Annotated in this window: 19 protein-coding genes and 2 pseudogenes; 19 read left to right on the top strand and 2 right to left on the bottom strand. The window is 71.8% G+C overall.

All coding sequences use genetic code 11. From position 1 onward, the window contains the following. Positions 1-128 precede the first annotated feature (128 nt). On the bottom strand, positions 129-800 hold the full coding sequence (locus tag NW895_RS19295; protein ID WP_289936952.1) for an HAD family hydrolase: 672 nt from the start codon (positions 798-800) through the stop codon (positions 129-131). Positions 801-957: 157 nt separating this feature from the next. Here NW895_RS19295 and NW895_RS19290 point away from each other — a divergent pair, with 157 nt between their 5' ends. The 10 genes from NW895_RS19290 to NW895_RS19245 all read left to right on the top strand — a co-directional run bounded on the left by NW895_RS19290 (position 958) and on the right by NW895_RS19245 (position 12,266). After that, complete coding sequence (locus NW895_RS19290) at positions 958-1,887, top strand: hypothetical protein (protein WP_289936951.1); 930 nt, start codon at positions 958-960, stop codon at positions 1,885-1,887. A gap of 173 nt (positions 1,888-2,060) precedes the next feature. Next, positions 2,061-3,440 (top strand): nitrate/nitrite transporter, encoded by a 1,380-nt coding sequence (locus NW895_RS19285; protein ID WP_289936950.1) that lies wholly within the window; start codon positions 2,061-2,063, stop codon positions 3,438-3,440. Between the two features lie 137 nt (positions 3,441-3,577). Further along, positions 3,578-4,729 (top strand): uroporphyrinogen-III synthase, encoded by a 1,152-nt coding sequence (locus tag NW895_RS19280; protein ID WP_289936949.1) that lies wholly within the window; start codon positions 3,578-3,580, stop codon positions 4,727-4,729. Between the two features lie 124 nt (positions 4,730-4,853). Further along, the gene (locus tag NW895_RS19275; protein ID WP_289936948.1) at positions 4,854-5,447 is read left to right on the top strand and encodes an ABATE domain-containing protein; all 594 of its coding nucleotides are present in this window, start codon (positions 4,854-4,856) and stop codon (positions 5,445-5,447) included. A gap of 383 nt (positions 5,448-5,830) precedes the next feature. Next, positions 5,831-6,352, top strand: coding sequence for a sigma-70 family RNA polymerase sigma factor (locus NW895_RS19270; protein ID WP_010039908.1), 522 nt, complete (start codon positions 5,831-5,833; stop codon positions 6,350-6,352). Further along, on the top strand, positions 6,352-7,182 hold the full coding sequence (locus tag NW895_RS19265) for a zf-HC2 domain-containing protein (RefSeq protein WP_289936947.1): 831 nt from the start codon (positions 6,352-6,354) through the stop codon (positions 7,180-7,182). The genes NW895_RS19270 and NW895_RS19265 overlap by 1 nt, the downstream gene beginning before the upstream one ends. A gap of 67 nt (positions 7,183-7,249) precedes the next feature. Continuing rightward, a complete protein-coding gene (locus tag NW895_RS19260; RefSeq protein ID WP_289936946.1) occupies positions 7,250-9,535 on the top strand; it encodes a UvrD-helicase domain-containing protein in 2,286 nt (761 codons plus the stop codon). Positions 9,536-9,581: 46 nt separating this feature from the next. Next, positions 9,582-9,914 (top strand): glyoxalase superfamily protein, encoded by a 333-nt coding sequence (locus NW895_RS19255; protein WP_289936945.1) that lies wholly within the window; start codon positions 9,582-9,584, stop codon positions 9,912-9,914. Between the two features lie 325 nt (positions 9,915-10,239). Further along, positions 10,240-11,673 carry an NAD-dependent malic enzyme gene (locus NW895_RS19250; protein WP_289936944.1) on the top strand — a complete coding sequence of 478 codons (1,434 nt, stop codon included), beginning with the start codon at positions 10,240-10,242 and terminating at the stop codon, positions 11,671-11,673. Positions 11,674-11,984: 311 nt separating this feature from the next. Next, a complete protein-coding gene (locus tag NW895_RS19245; RefSeq protein ID WP_289936943.1) occupies positions 11,985-12,266 on the top strand; it encodes an HU family DNA-binding protein in 282 nt (93 codons plus the stop codon). A gap of 667 nt (positions 12,267-12,933) precedes the next feature. Here the strand turns inward: NW895_RS19245 and murA are convergent. Continuing rightward, positions 12,934-14,274, bottom strand: coding sequence for a UDP-N-acetylglucosamine 1-carboxyvinyltransferase (gene murA, locus NW895_RS19240; protein WP_289936942.1), 1,341 nt, complete (start codon positions 14,272-14,274; stop codon positions 12,934-12,936). A 252-nt stretch (positions 14,275-14,526) separates the two neighbouring features. Between murA and NW895_RS19235 the strand changes: the two genes are divergently transcribed. From NW895_RS19235 to NW895_RS19195, 9 genes and pseudogenes are all read left to right on the top strand, one after another. Further along, on the top strand, positions 14,527-15,099 hold the full coding sequence (locus tag NW895_RS19235; RefSeq protein ID WP_289936941.1) for a YqgE/AlgH family protein: 573 nt from the start codon (positions 14,527-14,529) through the stop codon (positions 15,097-15,099). A 29-nt stretch (positions 15,100-15,128) separates the two neighbouring features. Next, entirely contained in the window at positions 15,129-15,410 is a 282-nt protein-coding gene (locus tag NW895_RS19230; protein WP_289936940.1) for a DUF3039 domain-containing protein, read from the top strand. A gap of 205 nt (positions 15,411-15,615) precedes the next feature. Continuing rightward, positions 15,616-15,754 (top strand): annotated as a pseudogene (locus NW895_RS19225) (carbohydrate ABC transporter permease); the annotation flags it as partial. 45 nt (positions 15,755-15,799) lie between these two features. Then, positions 15,800-17,431, top strand: a complete 1,632-nt coding sequence (locus NW895_RS19220; protein ID WP_289936939.1) for a beta-N-acetylhexosaminidase — start codon at positions 15,800-15,802, stop codon at positions 17,429-17,431. Positions 17,432-17,674: 243 nt separating this feature from the next. Continuing rightward, positions 17,675-18,568, top strand: a complete 894-nt coding sequence (locus NW895_RS19215) for an FAD binding domain-containing protein (RefSeq protein WP_289936938.1) — start codon at positions 17,675-17,677, stop codon at positions 18,566-18,568. Further along, positions 18,565-20,358, top strand: a complete 1,794-nt coding sequence (locus NW895_RS19210; RefSeq protein WP_289936937.1) for a 2Fe-2S iron-sulfur cluster-binding protein — start codon at positions 18,565-18,567, stop codon at positions 20,356-20,358. The genes NW895_RS19215 and NW895_RS19210 overlap by 4 nt, the downstream gene beginning before the upstream one ends. Continuing rightward, on the top strand, positions 20,355-22,673 hold the full coding sequence (locus NW895_RS19205) for a molybdopterin cofactor-binding domain-containing protein (RefSeq protein ID WP_289936936.1): 2,319 nt from the start codon (positions 20,355-20,357) through the stop codon (positions 22,671-22,673). Before NW895_RS19210 ends, NW895_RS19205 begins: the two co-directional genes overlap by 4 nt. After that, positions 22,673-23,200 carry an AAA family ATPase gene (locus tag NW895_RS19200; protein ID WP_289936935.1) on the top strand — a complete coding sequence of 176 codons (528 nt, stop codon included), beginning with the start codon at positions 22,673-22,675 and terminating at the stop codon, positions 23,198-23,200. The genes NW895_RS19205 and NW895_RS19200 overlap by 1 nt, the downstream gene beginning before the upstream one ends. A 370-nt stretch (positions 23,201-23,570) precedes the next feature. Next, a pseudogene (locus tag NW895_RS19195) lies at positions 23,571-24,053 on the top strand (SUKH-4 family immunity protein); the annotation flags it as partial. Positions 24,054-24,117: the final 64 nt, after the last annotated feature.

Raw genomic sequence — 24,117 nt, 5'->3', positions numbered from 1 at the left:
CACCAGCACGCCTGCCGCGACCTGCAGCGTTGCCCCGCTTCCAGGCCGTCGGCACCGCCCCCTCGAACACGGTCGCACCGGCCGGGGAGGCTCGCAACACCATGCCGCCGCCCGGTGATTCCGGGAGGTCAGAGGCGGGGCGAGGCACACTCCGGTGTGCTGATGGCGTGGTCGATCGCGGCGGCGACGTCGGCGGCGACATGGGTGGGCCGGCAGGAGTCCCGCGTCCAGGGCCGACCGTCCGTCACCCATACGCTGCGCAGGCCGAGTGCGTGGGCGCCCGCGATGTCGGCGTGCGGCGAATCGCCGATGACCCAGGCGCCGGCGAGGGAGGCTCCGACCATGGCCGCTGCCGCCTGGAACACCTCCGGTTCCGGCTTCTTGTGGCCGATGTCCTGCGAGACGACCCAGCCGTCCACGAGCCGGTCGAGGCCGGTGTTACGGATCTTCGCCTCCTGCTGGGCCGTGCGGCCATTGGTGACGATCACGCTCGTCCAGCCGTGCGCCCGCGCCCTGCCCAGTGCCTCACGGGCCGGGGGTGCCAGGACGACGCGGTCGGCGGCGCCGCGGTCGAGCAGTGCGCGGACGGCGGGGGCCGCCGGTACGAGGCTCCCGTAACGGTCGGTCAGAGCGGCGGCGACCTCATGACGGGGGGTGTAGCCACTGGCGTCGACGGACATCACCCACGCGAGGTCGGTGTCGGGCAGGCCGTGCTCGGCCAGGAAGGCGGCGACAGCGTGCCGGAAGGCCGCATCGCGGTCGACCAGGGTGTTGTCGAGGTCCAGCAGCAGCAGCGGCATGGCAGGAGTACATCACGGTCCCGGACGTACGGCCCTGTCCGAGCGTCAAGGCCCGGTCAAGCAGGGACGGCTGCGGTACCGCGCTGTCACACCGGCGTGCGAGACTGCCCCGCGGTTGCGGAAGTGAACAGGGTGCCCGTGGGGAGAGCAGGCGACGATGAGCAAGCGGCAAGTGCGGAAGATGCTGCAGTTGATGGCGAGCGGGGAGCCTGTCCAGCTCACCAGTCCCATGGCGTCCGTGAAGAAGCTCGCCCGGCTCGCCTTCATAGCCCAGCAGTTCGGGTACGAGTACGCCGACGTACGGCAGAGCAGTGGCCGTAACGGCGCGCTCACCATGCTGATCGTGCCCGACCCCAGCCCGCAGGCCCGCGCCCGTGCCGCGCAGAACTGGGCGCAGTACCCGAACGCCGCGGACGGGGTCTCCGTGCCGCCCCTCGTGCCGGACGCGTTCGAATTGCTCAAGGCGCGGATCCAGTTCGACCTCACCGGCAAGAACGCCGAGAAGCGGATGGGGTACGCGGCCCTGGGACTCACCGTCGGGTGCGTGGTGCTCGCCTTCCGGCTGGGCGGCGATTCCGCGGCCTACATCGCCGCGTTCATCACCTGGCTGGTGTTCATGGGCGTCTTCGGCATCGGGTTCGTCGTCACGCGCAAACGCAACGCCAAGTTCGCGGTCCGGCTGCAGGCCGCCGGGTTCACGCCGGTGACGGACGAGACCGGGCGGGTGCGGTATCTGCCGGCCGGTGCGCAGCCTCCGGGGCACGGGAATCCGTTCGCAGCCGCCCCCGGCCCGTACGGCGCACCCGGTCACCAGCAGATGCCCGGCCACCAGCCCTACCCGCCCCAGCAGGCCCCGGCCGCGTACCCCGCCCAGCCCGCCACAGGCCCGTACGCCGCCCAGCCGGCCCCCGGCCCGTACGCCCCGCCGGCCCCCGGCCCGTACGCCCAGCCGGCCCCCGGCCCGTACGCCTCCCAGCCCTACCCCCAGCAGCCCCCACAGCCCCAGCAGCCCCAGCCATACGCGCAGCCGCACCCGCCCCAGCCCCACCTCCAGCAGAACCCCCACTGGCAGCCCCCGCAGCACTGACGCCTCCCTCACCTCCACCCAAAGGGCGAGAACCTCTCATCCCGCCCCGACCGGAGGTGAGAGCAAAGTTCCCTTCCGGTCACTCGATGCCACAGGCAGGAAACGCGGCCTCCCTACCGTCGGGACTCAGCCACTCGTAGTACGACCTGAGCCCGGAGCACCGTGGAGGCGTCATGACAGCCCCTAGCACATCCCCCGCGTCCAGCAGGGGAGGCCGCTGGATCAAGCACTGGGATCCCGAGGACGAGACGTTCTGGCAGGAGACCGGCGAGAAGGTCGCCCGCCGGAACCTGTTCTTCTCCGTCCTGTCCGAGCACATCGGGTTCTCGATCTGGACCCTGTGGTCCGTGCTGGTGCTCTTCATGGGCCCGGAGTACGGCCTCACCCCGGCCGACAAGTTCCTGCTGACCTCGATGGTGACGCTGGTCGGAGCCGTCGTCCGAGTCCCCTACACCTTCGCTGTCGCGATCTTCGGCGGGCGGAACTGGACGATCATCTCCGCCGGCCTCCTGCTCGTCCCGTCCGTCGCCGCCTTCATGGTGATGGAGCCCGGCACCTCCTTCTCCACCTTCCTGCTGGTCGGCCTGCTGGCCGGCGTCGGCGGCGGAAACTTCGCCTCCTCCATGACCAACATCAACGCCTTCTTCCCGCTCAGGAAGAAGGGGTGGGCGCTCGGCCTCAACGCCGGCGGCGGCAACATCGGTGTGCCCGTCATCCAGCTGGCCGCGCTCGCCATCATCGGCGCCAGCGGCGGACCGCGCGTGCTGCTCGGCATCTACATCCCGCTGATCGTCGTGGCCGCCGTCCTCGCCGCGCTCTTCATGGACAACCTGGAGAACGTGAAGAACGACACCGGTGCCGCCAAGGACGCCGCGAAGGACGCGCACACCTGGATCATGTCCTTCCTCTACATCGGCACCTTCGGCTCGTTCATCGGCTACAGCTTCGCCTTCGGGCAGGTGCTGACCAACCAGTTCGGCCGTACGCCGCTGCAGGCCGCGTACGTCACCTTCCTCGGTCCGCTGCTCGGCTCCCTGATCCGCCCGCTCGGCGGCTGGCTCGCCGACCGGTACGGCGGCGCGAAGATCAGCCTGTGGAACTACGTCGGCATGGGCCTCGCCACCGCGGTCCTGATCGGCGCCTCCATGGAGAAGTCGCTGGCCCTGTTCACCGTCGCCTTCGTGGTGCTGTTCGTGCTCAGCGGTCTCGGCAACGGCTCGACGTTCAAGATGATCCCCGGCATCTTCCAGACCAAGGCCCTCGCCAAGGGGCTTCGGGGCGAGGAGGCGGCCGCGTACGGACGGCGCCTGTCCGGGGCCTCCATGGGGCTCATCGGTGCCGTCGGAGCCCTCGGCGGTGTCGGGATCAACCTGGCCTTCCGGCAGTCCTTCCTCTCCTACGGATCCGGCACCGGCGCCTTCGTCGCCTTCCTCGCCTTCTACGCCGTCTGCTTCGCGGTGACGTGGGCCGTATACCTTCGCCGCCCGCTCGGCGGATCGAAGATCACCGCCGCCTCGGAGGCGAAGCCGCAGCTCAGCTACGCCGAGGTGTGACGTAACACCAGCGACATCTACCCGAACCGAGCCTGTCACGAGCCGTTGACAGGCTCGGTCGGCATGCAGGTGTAAGCCGCCCCTCATGTGTAACGCACCTCTGAGAGGTGCCAGGACTGGAGTGCGGGACAAGAGTGATGTACGACGAACAGCAGCGAACGGAACACGGCCCCCTCGCGGGCTTCACCGTGGGTGTGACAGCCGCGCGCCGGGCCGACGAACTGGGGGCCCTCCTCCAGCGGCGCGGCGCCGCCGTCCTGCACGCCCCCGCTCTGCGGATCGTGCCCCTCTCCGACGACAGCGAACTGCTCGCCGCGACCAAGGAGATCATCCATCAGGTGCCGGACGTCGTGGTCGCCACGACCGCGATCGGCTTCCGGGGATGGATCGAGGCCGCCGAGGGCTGGGGGCTCGGCGCGGACCTGCTCGACCGGCTGCGCGGGGTGGAACTGCTCGCGCGCGGGCCCAAGGTCAAGGGAGCCGTACGGGCGGCCGGGTTGACCGAGGAATGGTCGCCGTCGTCCGAGTCCATGGCCGAGGTACTGGACCGGCTCCTGGAAGAGGGCGTCGACGGCCGCCGTATCGCCGTACAGCTGCACGGCGAGCCGCTGCCCGGGTTCGTGGAGGCGCTGCGGGCCGGGGGAGCGGAGGTCCTGGGCGTTCCCGTCTACCGGTGGATGCCGCCGGAGGACATCGGGCCGATGGACCGGCTGCTCGACGCCACCGTCTCCCGCGGCCTGGACGCGCTCACCTTCACCAGCGCGCCCGCCGCCGCCTCACTCCTCTCCCGTGCCGAGGAGCGTGGGCTGCTGCCCGAGTTCCTCGCCGCACTCAACCACGACGTGCTGCCGGCCTGTGTCGGCCCGGTCACCGCGCTGCCGTTGCAGGCCAAGGGCATCGACACCGTCCAGCCCGAGCGCTTCCGGCTCGGCCCCCTCGTACAACTGCTGTGCCAGGAACTGCCCGCCCGGGCGCGGTCGCTGCCCATCGCCGGGCACCGGGTGGAGATCCGCGGGCACGCGGTGCTGGTCGACGGGGAGCTCAAGCCCGTGCCGCCCGCCGGAATGTCCCTGCTGCGGGCCCTGTCCCGGCAGCCCGGCTGGGTGGTCGCCCGCGCCGAACTGCTGCGCGCGCTGCCGGGTGCGGGACGTGACGAGCACGCGGTGGAGACGGCGATGGCCCGGCTGCGTACGGCCCTCGGCACGCCGAAGCTGATCCAGACGGTCGTCAAGCGGGGCTACCGGCTCGCCCTGGACCCGGCGGCCGACGCCAAGTACGCCGACGCCTGAGGGGCGCCTCCCGCCGGCACGAGGGGTTCCGGGCCGGGGAGCGGGCAGGCACTGTAGGAGGGAACGGTTCCCCCTGCCCCCTTTCTCCTTCCCGACCGGGAAGCCCCTAGGCGGTGACAGGCACATGGCACTGGGTACGGCCACGGCCCCGCACGAGCTGCGGTTCGACGCCGGGCGGATCTGCCTCGACCTCCTCGCCACCACCCATCCCGTGGAACGGCTCGACTCCCTTGAGGTGCTGCGCGCCTGGATCACCGGCTCCGGGCTCGTACCCCGCGGCACCCCGCTGGTGCGGGCCGACGCCTCCTGGCTGGTGGCGTTCCGGGAACTGCGCGGCCACACCGCCCGGTTGGTGCACGGCAGGCAGGCGCCGGACGGGCGGCCGTACGACCTGGCGCTCGCCCGCGTCAACGAGCTGGCCCGCGCCGCGCCCCCGGCACCGCGCGCGGTCCCCGGCGAGGACGGGGCGCTGGTGCGGGAGTTGTCCGCTCCGCCCGGGTGCGCGGAACTGCTCGGCGCGGTCGCCCGGGACGCCGTGGACCTGCTCACCGATCCCGTGGCCCGGGCGAGCCTGCGTCAGTGCGAGGGCGACAACTGCCCGATCGTGTACCTCGACACCTCCCGCGGGCACCGGAGGCGTTGGTGTTCCAGCGAGGTCTGCGGAAACCGCGAGCGGGTCGCCCGGCACCGCCGCCGCGCCGCTCTCACCCGCCCATAAAGGACTTGTCAGTTGATTCTGAATGGCCTTCAAAAACGCCTTTCTCTGACGGCCCCCCACCTGAGGGCCCGTTATGTTCCTTCTGTGACACGACTGTCGAAGTGATTTCGATTACACCCCGTTTACCTACGCCCCCGTAGGGAAAACCCCAGTGACCTTGCCTGGCGTGTCGGAAATGTAAAGATCGCGCGGGGAGAATGTGTCTCCTTGTCCGTCACGTCATGTCAGCCCACAGAAAACTGTCACCTCGCGTTGAACGCCCAACACGCCTTCTGCGTACCTGTGGTGGAGCGACCGACTGGGGGAACCCCCGGACATCGGAGGTGGGCGTGCGCAAGGATTCCGTCGTGGCCAATGAACGTGGAACGAGGGCCCGACATCGCATGTCCCAGCCCTCGGAACCTGACGAGGAGCTGATGCGTGCTCTGTACAGAGAGCATGCCGGACCCCTGCTTGCGTATGTCTTGAGGCTGGTCGCCGGAGATCGGCAGCGTGCCGAGGACGTCGTGCAGGAGACGCTCATCCGTGCCTGGAAGAATGCCGGTCAGCTCAATCGGGCGACCGGCTCGGTACGCCCCTGGCTGGTGACGGTCGCTCGCCGCATCGTCATCGACGGCCACCGCAGCCGGCAGGCCCGGCCGCAGGAGGTCGACCCGTCGCCGCTGGAGGTCATCCCCGCGGAGGACGAGATCGACAAGGCGCTGTGGCTCATGACGCTGTCGGACGCGCTCGACGACCTGACCCCGGCCCACCGGGAGGTCCTCGTCGAGACGTATTTCAAGGGGCGTACCGTCAATGAGGCGGCCGAGACCCTGGGCATACCCAGCGGCACCGTCCGCTCGCGGGTCTTCTATGCCCTGCGGTCGATGAAGCTGGCCCTGGAGGAGCGGGGTGTGACGGCGTGATGAGCGTTTACGGGGGTAATCAGGGATTCGGTACAGGTGGCGCGGGTATGTCTGGTCCCATGCAGGGATCACCGGTGCCGAACGAACACGAGACCGTCGGCGCCTACGCCCTCGGCATCCTCGACGATGCCGAAGCGACCGCCTTCGAGGCCCATCTCGCCACCTGTGAATGGTGCGCCCAGCAGCTCGACGAGCTCGCCGGGATGGAACCGATGCTGGCCGCGCTCGCGGACCTGCCCGGCTCCGGCACACCCGCGATCGGCGAGTCGCTCTCCGCGAAGCCCAGCCCGCGGGTGGTCGAGAAGCTCGTCGACGAGGTCGCCGAGCGCCGCGCCCAGAAGCGGCGCCGCAGCTTCTACATGGTGGCGGCCGCGGCCGCGCTGATCGTCGGCGGCCCGTTCGTGGCCGTGGCGACGAGCGGCGGTGGCGGCGACGGCGGCAGCGGCGGCAACCAGACACTCCAGGCCAGCCCCGCCAAGCAGGCCTTCCAGCAGATGTCCGACAAGCTCACCGCCACCGACCCGAGCACCAAGGTCACCGCGACCGTGGCCATGGAGGAGAAGCTCTGGGGCGCGGAAGTCGGCGTGGAGCTCAAGAACGTCAAGGGCCCGGAGAAGTGCTCGCTCATCGCCGTCGGCAAGAACGGCGAGCGGGAGACGATCAGCTCCTGGTCCGTGGGCAAGTGGGGCTACGGCCTCCCGGACGCCAAGACCGAGCAGGCCAAGCAGCCCCTGTACGTGCTCGGTGGCGCCGCCTTCCAGCCGAACGAGATCGATCACTTCGAGGTCATGACCTTCGACGGGAAGAAGCTGGTCCAGATCGACGCGTAGCTTCTTCCCGCACGGGGCCCCCTTCGCGTACGGTTGACGGCTGCCCAGCACGTCAGAAGGGGGCCCGGTGGCCGCTCAGGCTCAACAGGAAACCGCGGTCGACTCGGTTCGCGACCGGGAGATCAGCGTCGAACAGGAACACCTGGACCGGGTGTACCGGCGCCTTGAGGAGAAGATCCACGAGGCCGAGTTCCTCATGAACGACGCTGCCCAGCGCGGTCAGATCGGCACGCCCGGGGCGCTCGCCGAGCGGGACGCCCAGGTCTTCCGCGCGGGCATCCACCTCAGCCGCCTCAACAACGAGTTCGAGGACTTCCTCTTCGGCCGGATCGACCTGCTGCGGGGCAAGGACGGCAAGAAGGGTCCCGACGGCGCCTACACGGCGGTCGAGCCCGCCGAGGGAGCCGTGCGCTCCGACAACACCGCCGACATCGCCGAGACCCTGCACATCGGCCGCATCGGCGTCCTCGACGAGGACTACGCCCCGCTGGTCATCGACTGGCGGGCCCCCGCCGCCGCCCCCTTCTACCGCTCCACCCCCGTCGACCCCGGCCGGGTCGTGCGCCGGCGCGTCATCCGCTCCAAGGGGCGCAGAGTGCTGGGCGTCGAGGACGACCTGATGCGTCCCGAGCTGAAGGCCTTCCTCGACGGTGACGAGCTGCCCGTCATCGGCGACGGCGCCCTGATGGCCGCGCTCGGGCAGGCGCGCAGCCACACCATGCGGGACATCGTCGCCTCCATCCAGGCAGAGCAGGATCTTGTGATCCGCGCCCCCGCCGCCTCCGTGACGTATGTCGAGGGCGGCCCCGGCACCGGCAAGACCGCCGTCGCCCTGCACCGGGCGGCCTACCTCCTCTACCAGGACCGGCGCCGGTACGCGGGCGGCATCCTGATCGTCTCGCCCACCCCGCTGCTGGTGGCGTACACCGAGGGCGTGCTGCCCTCCCTCGGCGAAGAGGGCCAGGTCGCCATCCGCGCGATCGGCTCCCTGGTCGACGGCGCCGAGGCCACGCTGTACGACTCCCCGTCCGCGGCCCGCGCCAAGGGCTCCTCCCGCATGCTCAAGGTGCTGCGCAAGGCCGCGCGCGGAGCCCTGGAGCTGAACGATTCACCGGACCGGCTGCGGGTGGTCGCCTTCGGCCGCCGGCTGGAGCTGGAGGCCGGCGAACTGGAGGGCATCCGCCGAGCCGCCCTCGGCGGCACCGCGCCCGTGAACCTGCTGCGCCCCCGCGCCCGCAAGCTGCTGCTGGACGCCCTGTGGGAGAAGTCCGGCGCCGCCGCCCGGCACACCGACCCCGAGCTGGCGGCCGAGCTGCGCTCCTCCTTCGACGAGGACGTGTCCGCCGAGGACGGCTTCATCGCGTTCCTCGACGCCTGGTGGCCCGAGCTGACCCCGGGAGCCGTGCTGACGGCCATGTCCGACGAGCGGCGGCTGGGCCGCTGGGCGCGACGGATCCTCAACCCGGGCGAGGTCCGCAGGGTCGCCCGCTCCCTGAAGCGGGACGGCCACTCCGTGCACGACGTGGCGATGCTCGACGAGCTCCAGGCCATCCTCGGCAGTCCGGCCCGCCCCCGGAGGAAGCGCGAGCTGGACCCGCTGGAGCAGCTCACCGGGCTGGAGGAGCTGATGCCGGTCCGCGAGGAGACCCAGCGCGAGCGCGCCGAGCGGCTGGCGCAGGAGCGCACCGAGTACGCGCACGTCATCGTCGACGAGGCCCAGGACCTCACGCCGATGCAGTGGCGGATGGTCGGCCGGCGCGGCCGGCACGCCACCTGGACGGTCGTCGGCGACCCGGCCCAGTCCTCCTGGTCCGACCCCGACGAGGCGGCGGCCGCCCGCGACGAGGCCCTCGGCACCCGCCCGCGCCGCCGCTTCGAGCTCACCGTGAACTACCGCAACCCCGCGGAGATCGCCGAGCTGGCGTCCAAGGTGCTGGCCCTCGCCATGCCGGGCTCGCGGTCGCCGAGGGCCGTGCGCTCCACCGGCGTGCAACCGCGCTTCGAGGTCGTACGGGAATCGCCGGCCCAGACGGTCCGCGAGGAGGCCGCGCGGCTGCTGGACCGGGTCGACGGCACGGTCGGCGTCGTCGTCGCGATGAACCGCCGCGAGGAGGCCAGGCGCTGGCTCGCCGGGCTCGGCGACCGGGTCGTGGCGCTCGGCAGCCTGGAGGCCAAGGGCCTGGAGTACGACGCGACGGTCGTCTTCTCCCCGGCGGAGATCGCGGACGAGTCCCCGGCGGGCCTTCGTGTCCTGTACGTCGCCCTGACCCGCGCCACCCAGCAGCTGACGGTCGTCTCGGGCGACCGGGACGAGCCGGACGCGGCCGGGGTGCCGGACCTGCTGCGCGATTAGCGGTCTTCGGGCCCGGCCGCCCGGTGGCGTCTGCGAGCATGGCGTCATGGACGAGGAAGTCATCCCGATCCTGCGCGTGGCCGACGCCGCCGCGGCCGTCCGCTGGTACGGCCGACTGGGCTTCGCCCAGCAGTGGGAACACCGCTTCGAGCCGGGCCTGCCGGCCTTCGTGGAGGTCGCGCGCGGCCGGGTACGGCTGTTCCTGTCGGAGCACCCCGGGGACGCGCGGCCGGACACCCTGGTCTACCTGCGGGTGGCCGATGTCGACGAGGTCGCCGCCGAGTTCGGGCTACGAGTCGAGGCGGCTCCCTGGGCGCGGGAGATCGAGCTGCGCGACCCCGACGGCAACCGCCTGCGCATCGGCACGCCCGCCGGGTGACCGGAACCGCTCGAAGACGAACTCCGGTGCGGGAATGGCCGTACGGGATCTGTTTGTTAGCCTTGATGTGGCACCGGCCCGATCCAAGCCCCCGGGCCCAACCTTAGTCGCTTCGAGCGACCACTTGCCGCGAGGCGAGCATGGCGGGTCGGTGTCACTGAACGTCGAAGAGGTCCACGTCACGATGTGACGTGGACCTCTTTTGCTTGGCATGTGCTTGAGAACAAAACGTTCGCAACCTCACGCGGCTACCAGCTACCCGACGGTAGGTGCGACGATCGGACGGCACATCTTCGCGACATCGTGAAAGCAGAGGAAGTCGGCCATGGCAACGGCGCCCAGCGTCTCCTACTCGATGACGGTCCGGCTGGAGGTGCCCGCGAGCGGAACCGCCGTCTCGCAGCTCACCACCGCCGTGGAGTCCTCCGGAGGCTCGGTGACCGGCCTCGACGTCACCGCGTCCGGTCACGAGAAGCTCCGCATCGACGTCACGATCGCGGCCACCTCGACCGCACACGCCGACGAGATCGTGGAGAAGCTCCGCGGCATCGAGGGCGTCACGCTGGGCAAGGTCTCGGACCGTACGTTCCTCATGCACCTCGGCGGCAAGATCGAGATGGCGTCGAAGCACCCCATCCGCAACCGTGACGACCTGTCCATGGTCTACACGCCGGGTGTGGCCCGCGTCTGCATGGCGATCGCCGAGAACCCCGAGGACGCCCGCCGCCTCACCATCAAGCGCAACTCCGTTGCGGTCGTGACGGACGGCTCGGCGGTGCTGGGCCTCGGCAACATCGGCCCCAAGGCCGCGCTGCCCGTCATGGAGGGCAAGGCGGCCCTCTTCAAGCGGTTCGCCGGCATCGACGCCTGGCCGATCTGCCTCGACACCCAGGACACCGACGCGATCGTCGAGATCGTCAAGGCGATCGCCCCGGGCTTCGCCGGCATCAACCTCGAGGACATCTCCGCGCCCCGCTGCTTCGAGATCGAGGCGCGGCTGCGCGAGGCCCTCGACATCCCCGTCTTCCACGACGACCAGCACGGCACGGCGATCGTCGTCCTCGCCGCCCTCACCAACGCACTGCGCGTGGTGGGCAAGGCCATCGAGAACGTGCGCGTGGTCATGTCCGGCGCCGGCGCGGCCGGTACGGCCATCCTGAAACTGCTGCTCGCCGCGGGCGTGAAGAACGCCGTCGTCGCCGACATCCACGGCGTCGTGCACGCCGGCCGCGAGGACCTGGTCGACGCCGCGCCCGGCTCGGCGCTGCGCTGGATCGCCGACAACACCAACCCCGAGAACCTGACGGGCACGCTGAAGGAGGCCGTGCGCGACGCGGACGTCTTCATCGGCGTCTCCGCTCCGAACGTCCTCGACGGCGACGACGTGGCCGCCATGGCCGACGGCGCCATCGTGTTCGCGCTCGCGAACCCGGACCCCGAGGTGGATCCGGCAATCGCCCGCCAGACGGCCGCAGTTGTGGCCACGGGCCGCTCGGACTTCCCGAACCAGATCAACAACGTGCTGGTCTTCCCGGGCGTCTTCCGCGGCCTGCTGGACGCCCAGTCCCGCACGGTCAACACCGAGATGATGCTGGCCGCCGCCACCGCCCTCGCGGACGTGGTGACCGAGGACGAGCTGAACCCTAACTACATCATCCCGAGCGTCTTCAACGACAAGGTCGCGGGCGCCGTGGCCGGGGCCGTGCGGGAGGCCGCCAAGGCGGTCGGGGCGGCGGCAGCGGTGGCCCCCGCACTGTGAGGATCCCCACGGGCCGACCTTGAAACCGGCGCGTCGCAGGACCCGTCCTCGGCGGCGGAGCCTATGGTGTCGGCCGTGCTCAGCCTCTTTTCGTGTGACTCCCAAGAGTGTTCTCACGACTCCTGCGGGTGCCGGATTGGCTTTCCCGCCGCAGGTAGAGGCAGGATGCGTCACTGGGCGCGAGGGTCTGACGGTCGGACCCGGGCCCGGGGACTCACCGGGGACCCTGGCAGCATCGGCTTCGCAGCGCCTGACATGCGGCTCCGCCGCGTGGCACGCCTCAACGGCAAGAAGAACACGGGAGTAACAACATGAACCGCAGTGAGCTGGTGGCCGCGCTGGCCGAGCGCGCCGAGGTGACCCGCAAGGACGCCGACGCCGTGCTGGCCGCGTTCGCCGACGTCGTCGGCGATGTCGTCTCCAAGGGGGACGAGAAGGTCACCATCCCGGGCTTCCTCACCTTCGAGCGCACCAAGCGTGCCGCTCGCACCGCGCGGAACCCGCAGACCGGCGAGCCGATCCAGATCCCGGAGGGCTTCAGCGTCAAGGTCTCCGCGGGCAGCAAGCTGAAGGAAGCCGCCAAGGGCAAGTGACCTTGCCGTCCGTACGCCACGGGACGGCGTACGAGAGCCCCTGAGGCTCAGCAACGCCACATGGGGCGGCCCCCTCACCGGGGGCCGCCCCATCGTCGTACCCGGGCAGGGGCGGTGCTGTCATCGGCCGGGGGTGCGGGCGAAGAGCCCGGCTCGGCGGCTGCACTTTGGCCGTGAGCGGGGTACGCGGGTGGCTTCTGCTGTGCCGGCCGGAGGGGCCCCAGGACCCCGGGGGGGGGGCGGTGCTCACCGGCCGGGGGTGGACGAAGAGTCCCGGGCAGGGGCGGTGCTCACTGGCCGGGGGTGGACGAAGAGCGCTGCTCGGCGGCTGCACTCTGGCCGTGAGCGGGGTACGCGGGTTGCTCCTGCTGTGCCGGCCCGAGGGGCATCCTCGGGGCCCCGGGCAGGGCTGGTGCCGCGTTGGGCCGGGGTGGTGGAGGTGGGGCGGCCGAAGACTCCTCTCCGGCGGCCGTGCCTGCGCCGCGAGCGGCCTTGCTCCCTGCTGTGGAGCGGGCGGCGGCAGCCGAAGAGCCCTGTCCGGCGGCTGTGCCTTCGCCGTGCGCGGTCTGCGCGGGTCGCGCGGGTCGCTCTGTTGTGCCGGCCCGGCGGGCAGCCCAGGACCCCGGCCAGGGGTGGTGCTGTCGCCGGCCGGGGTGGTGGAGGTGGGTCAGCCGAGGGCCTTGCCCGGCAGTTCCACCTTCGCGCCGAGTTCCACGAGCTTCTCCATGAAGTTCTCGTAGCCGCGGTTGATGAGGTCGATGCCGTGGACGCGGGACGTGCCCTGGGCGGCCAGGGCGGCGATGAGGTAGGAGAAGCCGCCGCGGAGGTCGGGGATGACCAGGTCGGCGCCCTGGAGCTTGGTCGGGCCCGACACGACGGCCGAGTGGAGGAAGTTGCGCTGGCCGAAGCGGCAGTCGGAGCTGCCGAGGCACTCGCGGTAGAGCTGGATGTGGGCGCCCATCTGGTTCAGCGCCGAGGTGAAGCCCAGGCGGGACTCGTAGACCGTCTCGTGGATGATGGACAGGCCGGTGGCCTGGGTGAGGGCCACGACCAGCGGCTGCTGCCAGTCCGTCTGGAAGCCGGGGTGCACGTCCGTCTCCAGGGCGATGGACTTCAACTGCCCGCCGGGGTGCCAGAAGCGGATGCCCTCGTCGTCGATCTCGAAGGCCCCGCCCACCTTCCGATACGTGTTCAGGAACGTCATCATCGACCGCTGCTGGGCACCGCGGACGTAGATGTTGCCCTCGGTCGCCAGCGCCGCCGACGCCCAGGAGGCCGCCTCCAGGCGGTCCGGAAGGGCGCGGTGGGTGTAGCCGCCGAGCCTGTCCACACCGGTGATGCGGATCGTACGGTCGGTGTCCATCGCGATGATCGCGCCCATTTTCTGCAGGACGCAGATCAGGTCCTCGATCTCCGGCTCGACGGCCGCGTTGGACAACTCCGTGACACCCTCGGCGAGGACGGCCGTCAGCAGCACCTGCTCGGTCGCGCCCACCGACGGGTACGGCAGCCGGATCTTCGTGCCCCGCAGCCGCTGCGGAGCCTCCAGGTACTGCCCGTCCGCACGCTTCTCGATCCGCGCACCGAACTGCCGCAGCACGTCGAAGTGGAAGTCGATGGGCCGGCCGCCGATGTCACAGCCGCCGAGCCCCGGGATGAAGGCGTGGCCGAGACGGTGCAGCAGCGGTCCGCAGAAGAGGATCGGGATACGGCTGGAACCCGCGTGGGCGTCGATGTCGGCGACGTTCGCGCTCTCCACATGGGTCGGGTCCATCACCAGTTCGCCCGGCTCGTCACCCGGACGGACGGACACCCCGTGCAGTTGCAGCAGGCCCCGTACGACCCGCACGTCGCGGATGTCCGGAACATTGCGCAGTCTGCTCGGGGCACTGCCCAGCAGGGCTGCGACCATGGCCTTAGGCACGAGGTTCTTCGCACCGCGGACCCGGATCTCGCCCTCCAGCGGGGTTCCGCCGTGGACAAGCAGGACATCGTCGTTGACGGTCATGTATCTCGCGTTCCGTGGAGTGGGGCAGGGGCCAGAGGGGAAAGGGTAATCGCCCCTCACCCCCCTTCCGTAAGCCCGAGGACGATCCAGCCACGTCATAGCTGTGTCACAACACGAACCGTTCCCCGGCGGGTACGTCGCGTCACGGCGCCCCCCGTGCGCGCGGCGCGCACCGGTGCGCCCTGACCTGCCTTCACTCCCGTCCCCGGATTGCCTCCCCACAGTGAGGGAAGATGCGGGATCATGTCTGGCATGACCGAGGTGTCCTCGCTCACAGGGCGGTTGCTCGTGGCAACGCCCGCCCTGGCGGACCCGAACTTCGACCGTGCGGTGGTGCTCCTTCTCGACCACGACGAGGAGGGCTCCCTCGGTGTCGTCCTCAACCGTCCGACACCGGTCGGCGTGGGCGACATCCTGGAGGGCTGGGCGGACCTCGCCGGCGAGCCCGGCGTCGTCTTCCAGGGCGGCCCGGTCTCCCTCGACTCGGCCCTCGGGGTGGCCGTCGTCCCCGGTGGCACCTCCGGTGAGAGCGCCCCGCTGGGCTGGCGCCGGGTGCACGGTGCGATCGGTCTGGTCGACCTGGAGGCCCCGCCGGAGCTGCTGGCCTCCGCCGTGGGCTCCCTGCGGATCTTCGCCGGATACGCCGGCTGGGGCCCGGGCCAGCTGGAGGACGAGCTGGTGGAGGGCGCCTGGTATGTCGTCGAGTCCGAGCCCGGCGACGTCTCCTCCCCGTCGCCGGAGAGACTCTGGCGCGAGGTGCTGCGCCGCCAGCGCAACGAGCTGGCGATGGTGGCCACGTATCCGGACGACCCGTCGCTCAACTGATGCGTGTGAGCTTCAGTACCCTTGGCGCTATGAGCACTCTTGAGCCCGAGCGCGGGACTGGTACGGGGACCCTCGTAGAGCCGACGCCACAGGTGTCCCACGGCGACGGCGACCACGAGCGCTTCGCCCACTACGTCCAGAAGGACAAGATCATGGCGAGCGCCCTCGACGGTACCCCCGTCGTGGCGCTGTGCGGCAAGGTCTGGGTGCCGGGCCGCGACCCCAAGAAGTACCCGGTGTGCCCCATGTGCAAGGAGATCTACGAGTCCATGGGCGCCGGCGGTGACGAGGGCAAGGGCGGCGACAAGTAACGGCTTCTCCCGCCTGAGGCCGTAAGGCCCCCAGGGCGCGCGTTCCTGTGCGTCCTGGGGGCTTTTGCGCCTTTTGCTGCTTTTATCGTTGCGTGGAGTGTGTCTGCCGGTCACAGAGTGGTTGAGACCTCTTGTGGGCGTGTTCGGGGAGTCCCTAGCCTCCGGAGTGTCGGAACTGTGAATCCCGTCGCTTTCCCGCTGCACTCGATGGCGACAGCAGGAATTCGGCCGTTACTTCTCAACAGCCGTGCCGTCGCGGGCAGTGAAACGTGTTCACCCCGGCGCTGATCGCGTTTCTCGCGGCGACCGCCGTCACACGGTTCCGCTTCCGCTTCCGGACCACCCACGACGACTCGTCTCCCGCCTCGGCGGAGCGGTGAAGGACTGACGTGACCTCTCGGACGGATCTGATCCCCGCGCCCCGCACCGTCGAGGGGCACATGAGCCGCGCTGTCCTGCTGGGCGCGGACACCACCCTGTGGGCCGCGCCCGGCACCGGCACCACGGAACGCTGGCTGCGCTGCACACTCGGCCCGGCCCTGGGCCTGCCGCTGCCGCCCGGGCCCGAGGACGCCCGCGACGGCGTGCGGCTGCGCCTCGACGACACCCTGGAGCCCGAGGCGTACCGCCTCCGCGTGGTGACCGACCGGGGCGTCGACATCACGGGCGGCAGCGCGGCCGGCGTGTTCTGGGGTGCCCAGACGCTGCGTCAGCTTCTCGGGCCGGACGCCTTCCGTAAGGCCCCCGTCCGTCCGGGCTTCACCCTCGCGATCCAGCCTCAGATCATCGAGGACGCCCCCCGCTTCGGCTGGCGCGGGCTGATGCTGGACGTCGCCCGGCACTTCATGCCCAAGGAAGGCGTCCTGCGCTACCTGGATCTGATGGCCGCGCACAAACTGAACGTGTTCCACTTCCATCTGACGGACGACCAGGGCTGGCGCGTCGAGATCAAGCGGTACCCCAGGCTGACGGAGATCGGCTCCTGGCGGTCCCGTACCAAATTCGGCCACCGGGCCTCACCCTTGTGGGAGGAGAAGCCGCACGGCGGCTACTACACCCAGGACGACATCAGGGAGATCGTCGCCTACGCCGCCGAGCGGCATATCACCGTCGTCCCCGAAATCGACGTACCCGGACACTCGCAGGCCGCCATCGCCGCGTACCCGGAACTCGGCAACACCGATGCCATCGACACAACCTCCCTTACCGTCTGGGACAACTGGGGGATCTCTCCGAACGTACTCGCCCCCACTGACAACACCCTGCGCTTCTACGAGGGGGTGTTCGAGGAAGTCCTGGAGCTGTTCCCCTCGGAGTTCGTGCATGTCGGGGGTGACGAATGCCGCAAGGACCAGTGGAGGCAGTCGGCCGCCGCGCAGCGGCGCATCGAGCGACTCGGGCTGAAGGACGAGGACGGACTCCAGGCGTGGTTCATCGCCCACTTCGACGCGTGGCTCTCCGCGCGCGGGCGCAGGCTCATCGGGTGGGACGAGATCCTGGAGGGCGGACTCGCGGCCGGTGCGGCCGTGTCCTCGTGGCGCGGCTACGCGGGCGGGATCGCCGCCGCGCGGGCCGGGCACGACGTCGTCATGTGCCCCGAGCAGCAGGTGTACCTGGACCACCGCCAGGACGCCGGCCCGGACGAGCCGGTGCCCATCGGGTACGTGCGCACCCTGGAGGACGTCTACCGGTTCGAGCCGGTTCCACCGGAGTTGACGGCCGAGGAGGCCCGGCACGTGCTCGGCACGCAGGCCAATGTGTGGACCGAGGTGATGGAGGACCACGCGCGCGTGGACTACCAGGCCTTCCCGAGGCTCGCGGCCTTCGCCGAGGTGGCCTGGAGCGCCCTGCCCGCCCCCGCGGAGCGGGACTTCGCCGACTTCGAACGGCGGATGGCCGTCCACTACCGGCGACTTGACGCCCTGGGCGTCGCCTACCGGCCGCCCACCGGGCCGCGGCCCTGGCAGAAGCGCCCCGGAGTGCTCGGCCGCCCGATCGACGGCCCGCCGCCGAATCGCTGACGGCCAGGCCCCGCAGGTCTCGGGAAAAACGCGCAAGGGTCACCGAAGAGTGACAATTCGAGCGCACCGGTGATGCCGTGCGAAAACGGACCATCTCCCTGGTGAGGTGGGCGAATGCCTCCTAGTGAACCCCTGTCCTCGGGTCCTGCGAAGATGTGCCAGAGTTGCCACGTCCGCCCTGTCAGCACGTACGGTACGGCAACACAGGCGGGACCAGTGGGGCAGCGGGAAGGGGCAGCCGGTTTGACCATGCACGCACCGCAGGCGGCGCAGGCCGTGACGCTGCCCGCGACGCTGGACGAGGCCGTGGCGGCGCTCACCGCCATGCCCGCCGCCGTGCCCGTGGCGGGCGGCACCGACCTGATGACCGCCGTCAACTCCGGACAGCTCAGGCCCGCCGCGCTGGTCGGCCTCGGCCGGATCAGCGAGATCCGCGGCTGGCAGTACCAGGACGGTCACGCGCTGCTCGGCGCGGGCCTCACGCACGCGCGTATGGGCCGCCCCGACTTCGCCGCCCTGATCCCGGCGCTCGCGGCCGCCGCGCGCGCCGCCGGCCCGCCGCACATCCGCAACGCGGGCACCCTCGGCGGCAACATCGCCTCGGCCCAGCCCACCGGGGACGCGCTGCCCGTGCTGGCCGCCCTGGAGGCGACGCTGATCATCGCGGGCCCGGGCGGAGCCCGCCGGGAGATCCCGGTGTCGCACCTGCTGGCCGGCATGGAGATGCTGCGGGCCGGCGAACTCATCGGCTACGTGCGCGTGCCGCTGCTGCACGCGCCGCAGGTCTTCCTGAAGGCGACCGGCCGCACCGGACCGGGGCGTGCCGTCGCCTCCGTGGCGCTCGTCCTCGACCCCGCCCGGCGCGGGGTCAGGTGCGCCGTCGGGGCCATAGCGCCGATGGCGCTCAGGCCGCTGGAGGCCGAGCAGTGGGTCGCCCAGCTCATCGACTGGGACAACAACCGCGCGATCGTGCCGGAGGCGCTGACCGCCTTCGGTGAGTACGTCGCCGCGGCCTGCATCCCCGACGCGCCTCCGGCCGAGGACGGCTCCGTGCAGCCGCTTCCGCCCGCCGTACTGCATCTGCGGCGCACCGTCGCCGCGCTGGCCCGACGAGCACTGGGGAGGGCGCTGTCGTGACCGACGACCAGCACGGAGAGGGCATGCCTCAGGGCGGCGGACGCTGGGATCCGCTGCCCCAGGGCGACTACGACGACGGCGCCACCGCCTTCGTCAAGCTCCCCGAGGGGGGCATCGACGCCCTGCTGGCCTCCGCCGACAGTCCGCTCGCCGCGCCCGGCCACGGCTATGTGCCGCCGCCGATAACGGCCGACCCCGCCACGGCCGACGGGACCGGCCCCGCGGCCGCCGGCGGCTGGGCGGCGCCGGCCGCGCCGGTCGACGGCGCCCAGTGGCACGACCCCAACGCCGGGCACCAGCAGCACGACCCGCACGGTGGGGCCGGGCAGCACGGGCAGCACGGGCAGCAGGCCGGGCAACACGCCGGGGACGACCGGTTCACGTACAACCCCGCCGCCACGGGGCAGTGGCACTTCGACCAGGCCACGGCTGCCGAGGCCGCTCCCGCGTCGGGCCAGGACGTAACCGGGCAGTGGTCGATCCCCGTCGCCGGAGGCGACCTTCCGGACGAATCGGGCGAGTTCACCACGTCGTCCCTGGTCGAGCAGTGGGGCAGCACCCCACCGGCCACCCTGCCGGGCGGCGCGCCCGCTCCCTGGGCGCCCCAGGCGGTGGGACAGCCCTGGGGGCAGGAGACGGCGGAGACCACCGGGGCCGGACACGGCCACGACCAGCCGGCCGGGACCGGGTACGACCAGCCGGCCGGGACCGGGTACGAGCAGCCCGCGCCGCACACCGGTGAGCGGTCCGCCGGACACGGGCCCGAGCAGCCGATGCCGGCCGGACAGGACCCGGAGCAGCACCCGCCTGCCGAGCCCGGGCCGGACACGCGCGCTCCGGAGCCGGAAACGGCCGGGCACGCGGGGGAGCAGCCCGACGCGCCCGCACCGGAGCACGCCCCCTCCCACGCGGAGGAGTCCGGGGACCCCCACGTCGAAACCTCACAGCACACTCCTGGTGCCGGTGAGGCGGCCGAGGACACCCAGGCTCCCGACGCGGCCGCTGAGAGCCCCGCTGAGTCCCCTGCGGACCCCGCACCGGCCCCGGACGCGGAACCGGCGCCGGAGGCCGCCGAGGAGCCCGTGACGGCCACCGGCCCCGAGACCCCGGCCGAGTCCGGGCCGGCCGCCCCGCAGGAGCCGGCGCCCACCGGATCGCACGACGAACACCCCCTCGCCTCGTACGTCCTGAGCGTCAACGGCACCGAGCGGCCCGTCACCGACGCGTGGATCGGCGAGTCGCTGCTGTACGTCCTGCGGGAGCGGCTCGGGCTCGCGGGCGCCAAGGACGGCTGCTCGCAGGGCGAGTGCGGGGCCTGCAACGTCCAGGTCGACGGGCGGCTCGTCGCCTCCTGCCTGGTCCCGGCCGTGACCGCCGCCGGCAGCGAGGTCCGTACGGTCGAGGGCCTGGCCGCCGACGGGCAGCCGTCGGACGTGCAGCGGGCGCTCGCCCGGTGCGGCGCGGTGCAGTGCGGTTTCTGCGTGCCGGGCATGGCGATGACCCTGCACGACCTCCTGGAGGGCAACCCGGCGCCGACCGAACTGGAGGCCCGCCAGGCGCTGTGCGGCAACCTGTGCCGCTGCTCCGGCTACCGGGGCGTCCTGGAGGCCGTCAAGGAGGTCGTCGCCGAACGTGAGGCGCACTCCGCGCCCGACGAACCTGAGTCCGACGCCGACGAGCCCCGTATTCCTCACCAGGCGGGCCCGGGAGCCGGTGGCGTCCATCCCTCGGCTTTCGAGTCCCCCGGACCGCATGACCAGCCCTACGGCCAGGACGGAGGCCACGCGTGAGCAACGAAGCAGCCACCGCGCAGGCCGCGCAGCCCGCGGAGGCCGCCCCCGCCCCCGAACCGATTCCGCACGGCATCGGCGCCTCCCTGCCGCCCGCCGACGCCCGCGCGAAGACGGAGGGCACCTTCCCGTACGCCGCCGACCTGTGGGCCGAGGGCCTGCTGTGGGCGGCCGTGCTGCGCTCACCGCACCCGCACGCGCGCATCCTGTCCATCGACACCTCCCACGCGCGCGAGATGCCCGGCGTACGCGCCGTCGTCACCCACGAGGACGTGCCCGGCAGCCCGTTGTACGGCCGTGGCACGGCCGACCGCCCGGTCTTCGCCTCGGAGGTCGTACGCCACCACGGCGAGCCCATCGCCGCCGTCGCCGCCGACCACCCGGACACGGCCCGTATGGCCGCGGCCGCCATCATCGTCGAGTACGAAACGCTCGACCCGGTGACCGACCCGGAGCAGGCCTTCGAGGCCGAGCCCCTGCACCCCGACGGCAACCTGATCCGGCACATCCCGCTGCGGCACGGTGACCCGGCGGCGGTCGGCGAGGTCGTCGTGGAGGGCCTGTACCGCATCGGCCGCCAGGACCCGGCCCCCATCGGCGCCGAGGCGGGACTCGCGGTGCCCCGCCCCGACGGCGGGGTCGAGCTCTACCTGGCCTCCACCGACCCGCACACCGACCGCGACACGGCCGCCGCCTGCTACGGCCTGGAACCCGAACGGGTGAAGATCGTCGTCACCGGCGTCCCCGGGGCGACCGCGGACCGCGAGGACCAGGGCTTCCAGCTCCCGCTCGGCCTGCTGGCGCTGAAGACCGGCTGCCCGGTGAAACTGACCGCCACGCGCGAGGAGTCCTTCCTCGGCCACACGCACCGGCACCCCACCCTCCTGAGATACCGCCACCACGCGGACGCCGAGGGCAAGCTGGTGAAGGTCGAGGCGCAGATCCTGCTGGACGCGGGCCCGTACGCCGACACCTCATCGGACGCCCTGGCCGCCGCCGTCGCCTTCGCCTGCGGTCCGTACGTCGTCCCGAACGCCTTCATCGAGGGCTGGGTCGTACGCACCAACAACCCGCCCTCCGGTCATGTGCGCGGCGAGGGCGCCCTGCAGGTGTGCGCCGCGTACGAGGCGCAGATGGACAAGCTGGCGAAGAAGCTCGGCGTCGACCCGGCGGAGCTGCGTCTGCGGAACGTGTTGGCCACGGGCGACGTCCTCCCGACGGGCCAGACGGTGACCTGCCCGGCACCGGTCGCGGAACTCCTGCAGGCCGTACGGGACTTCCCCCTCCCAGCCCTTCCCAAGGACACCCCCGAGGAGGACTGGCTGCTGCCCGGCGGCCCCGAGGGCGCGGGCGACCCGAGTGCGGTCCGCCGCGGCGTGGGCTACGGCCTGGGCATGGTGCACATGCTCGGCGCGGAGGGCGCCGACGAGGTCTCGACGGCCACGGTGAAGGTCCACGACGGCGTGGCCACGGTCCTGTGCGCGGCCGTGGAGACGGGCCAGGGCTTCACCACGCTGGCCCGGCAGATCGTCCAGGAGACCCTCGGCATCGAAGAGGTCCACGTGGCGCCGGTCGACACCGACCAGCCCCCGGCGGGCGCGGGCTGCCGCGGCCGCCACACCTGGGTGTCGGGCGGCGCGGTGGAGCGCGCGGCGAAGATGGTCCGCACCCAGCTGCTCCAGCCCCTCGCACACAAGTTCGGCATGTCCACGGAGCTTCTCCAGATCACCGACGGCAAGATCACGTCGTACGACGGAGTCCTGTCGACCACGGTGACGGAGGCGATGGACGGCAAGGAGCTGTGGGCCACGGCGCAGTGCCGCCCGCACCCCACCGAACCGCTGGACGAGTCCGGCCAGGGCGACGCCTTCGTGGGCATGGCCTTCTGCGCGATCCGCGCGGTGGTGGACGTCGACATCGAGATCGGGTCGGTACGGGTCGTGGAGCTGGCCGTCGCCCAGGACGTGGGCCGGGTGCTGAACCCGGCCCAGCTGGCCTCCCGTATCGAGGGCGGCGTCACCCAGGGCCTGGGCATCGCGCTGACGGAGAACCTCCGCACGCCACGCGGCCTGATCCGCCACCCGGACCTCACCGGCTACGCCCTTCCGACGGCCCTGGACGCGCCCGACATCCGCATCGTCAAGCTCGTCGAGGAGCGGGACGTGGTCGCCCCCTTCGGCGCGAAGGCGGTCAGCGCGGTACCGGTGGTGACCTCCCCGGCGGCCATCGCCTCCGCGGTACGCGCCGCCACGGGCCGCCCGGTGAACCGCCTGCCGATCCGCCCGCAGGCGGCGGTGGTGACGGACCGGTCCTGATGGACGGGGTCGTCCTCGTCACGGGGCTGATGGCGGCCGGGAAGTCGACGGTGGCGCAGGCGCTGGCCGAGAGGTTGCCGCGAGCGGCGCACATCCGCGGTGATGTCTTCCGGCGGATGATCGTGTCCGGGCGTGAGGAGTACGTCCCCGGCGCCGACGACGAGGCCGAGGCCCAACTCCGCCTGCGGTACCGGCTGTCGGCGGCGACGGCGGACGCGTACGCGGAGGCGGGGTTCACGGCGGTGGTGCAGGACGTGGTGCTGGGGGAGGACCTCGCGGCGTACGTACGGCTGGTCCGCCACCGTCCGCTGCACGTGGTCGTCCTGGCGCCGACCCCGGAGGCGGTGGCGGCGCGGGAGGCGGGGCGGGCGAAGACGGGCTACGGGGCGTGGACGGTCGAGGCTCTGGACGCTGCTCTGCGGGAGTCGACCCCGCGGCTCGGTCTGTGGCTGGACACCTCGACGATGGCGGTGGGCGAAACGGTGGACGCGATCTTGGCGGGGAGGGAACGCGCGAGGGTTGCCTGAGCGTCTTCTCATGCGGGGGCGTTGTCAGTGGTGGCGCGTAGGGTTCTGACCAGTGGGGGACGGCTGCCGGGCCCGGAGGACGGGCGGGCGTGGCCTGTCCGGACGACGAACAGGCGCGCAGGCACGGGGGAGCACCATGTACGGGGGAACGACGACCATGGCACCGATGACGGCGGCACCGATGACGGCGGCACCGATGACGGCGGCACCGATGACGCCGGCACTGACGGATGCGGCCCTGTTCGTGTCGCCGCCGCCTTCGCCGTTGCCGTCGCTGCTGACGCTGGCGCGGTTCGCGACGGCGGCGGGCGAACCGCCCGGCGGAGGGGACCGGTGTGGTGACGTGCCGTCGTTCCGCACCACGACGGAACTGGTCCGCTTCCTGGCGCTCGTGGCGGGGAGGCGTACGACGTCGGGGCTGGCGCTGGACCTTCCGCCCCGCCTGCTGGACCACGAGTTCGGCCGGGGCAGGGTGGCCCGCTTCGAGGACGTCGACTTCCCCCCGGCCCTCACGCACGAGCCGACCCGCCGCTTCCTGCGCGAAACGGGCCTGCCCGAGGCCGACTCCCCCTTCCACCTGGACATGGACGCGCCCCTGCGGACGCTGGGGGAGTACTACACGGACGAATGGCCGGGTGGCCGCCTGGAGGACCCGGAGGACCGACTCCCCGAAGGGGCCACCCCCTTGATACGCCTGGGGGAGCTGGCGGAGGGCGAGACCCTGGTCGCCGAAGGGACGACGGGCGCCATTCTGACCTGGGACGAGGCCGAGGCCGCCCTGACCCCGCTGACCACGGACGTCTCCACCCTCGCCTTCACCCTCTGGCTGCTCCACCGCGGGCACGCAGCCGACCGCCGAGCCCTCCTGGAAGCCGTGGCGGGGATCGACCGTTCCTGCGGACGGTGACCAGCGCCCG

Origin of the sequence: Streptomyces sp. S.PNR 29 (assembly GCF_030386795.1) — a bacterium.
Lineage (GTDB): Bacteria > Actinomycetota > Actinomycetes > Streptomycetales > Streptomycetaceae > Streptomyces.
This window is presented reverse-complemented; position numbering and strand designations above follow the sequence as displayed.

What these genes read in the sequence shown, in the direction of transcription:
- NW895_RS19295 (WP_289936952.1), bottom strand. Translation starts at nt 800, where the DNA reads ATGCCGCTGCTGCTGCTGGACCTCGACAACACCCTGGTCGACCGCGAT.
- NW895_RS19245 (WP_289936943.1), top strand. Translation starts at nt 11,985, where the DNA reads ATGAACCGCAGTGAGCTGGTGGCCGCGCTGGCCGAGCGCGCCGAGGTG.
- NW895_RS19235 (WP_289936941.1), top strand. Translation starts at nt 14,527, where the DNA reads ATGACCGAGGTGTCCTCGCTCACAGGGCGGTTGCTCGTGGCAACGCCC.
- murA (WP_289936942.1), bottom strand. Translation starts at nt 14,274, where the DNA reads ATGACCGTCAACGACGATGTCCTGCTTGTCCACGGCGGAACCCCGCTG.
- NW895_RS19250 (WP_289936944.1), top strand. Translation starts at nt 10,240, where the DNA reads ATGGCAACGGCGCCCAGCGTCTCCTACTCGATGACGGTCCGGCTGGAG.
- NW895_RS19285 (WP_289936950.1), top strand. Translation starts at nt 2,061, where the DNA reads ATGACAGCCCCTAGCACATCCCCCGCGTCCAGCAGGGGAGGCCGCTGG.
- NW895_RS19200 (WP_289936935.1), top strand. Translation starts at nt 22,673, where the DNA reads ATGGACGGGGTCGTCCTCGTCACGGGGCTGATGGCGGCCGGGAAGTCG.
- NW895_RS19275 (WP_289936948.1), top strand. Translation starts at nt 4,854, where the DNA reads ATGGCACTGGGTACGGCCACGGCCCCGCACGAGCTGCGGTTCGACGCC.
- NW895_RS19265 (WP_289936947.1), top strand. Translation starts at nt 6,352, where the DNA reads ATGAGCGTTTACGGGGGTAATCAGGGATTCGGTACAGGTGGCGCGGGT.
- NW895_RS19230 (WP_289936940.1), top strand. Translation starts at nt 15,129, where the DNA reads ATGAGCACTCTTGAGCCCGAGCGCGGGACTGGTACGGGGACCCTCGTA.
- NW895_RS19255 (WP_289936945.1), top strand. Translation starts at nt 9,582, where the DNA reads ATGGACGAGGAAGTCATCCCGATCCTGCGCGTGGCCGACGCCGCCGCG.
- NW895_RS19270 (WP_010039908.1), top strand. Translation starts at nt 5,831, where the DNA reads ATGTCCCAGCCCTCGGAACCTGACGAGGAGCTGATGCGTGCTCTGTAC.
- NW895_RS19290 (WP_289936951.1), top strand. Translation starts at nt 958, where the DNA reads ATGAGCAAGCGGCAAGTGCGGAAGATGCTGCAGTTGATGGCGAGCGGG.
- NW895_RS19280 (WP_289936949.1), top strand. Translation starts at nt 3,578, where the DNA reads ATGTACGACGAACAGCAGCGAACGGAACACGGCCCCCTCGCGGGCTTC.